This window comes from Bacillus sp. EKM208B (assembly GCF_011800725.1).
Classification (GTDB): domain Bacteria; phylum Bacillota; class Bacilli; order Bacillales; family Bacillaceae; genus Bacillus; species Bacillus velezensis.
Map to the genome: position 1 here is coordinate 1 of NZ_JAANHO010000039.1, position 378 is coordinate 378.

General features: G+C 41.3%; 1 pseudogene. It reads right to left on the minus strand.

The window, feature by feature from the left end:
• Positions 1-283, minus strand: a pseudogene (locus tag G9F75_RS19740) (IS3 family transposase); the annotation flags it as partial.
• Between the last annotated feature and the right edge of the window lie 95 nt (positions 284-378).

Genomic DNA, 378 nt, shown 5'->3' on the forward strand with positions numbered 1-378 from the left:
ACTTTTTTAAAACTTCATTCTGTTGTCTCAGATAACGATTTTCTGCCTGCAGTTTCTCTAATTCGGAAGAATACTCCGGGCCTTTTCCGTAAGTGTATTGCTTTCCGACAGGCTGTTCGAATCGATGTGTATCCCCAGTCTTATGCCATCTAACCCATGTCTGAACCTGTGTCTTATTCTTAATATTCAATTCCTGCATGATCTCTTTCATAGGCACGCCTGCCAATCTCATTTCTACAGCCTTCTGTTTCACTTCAACCGGATAACTCACTCTTGTCCCCATAGAAAAAACACCTCCAAGTCTAATTTCGGCTAACAATCATCCGTTTTCAAACTTGAAGGTGTTTTTTGTTTGTCTCATCTTATGGGGTCAGTCCC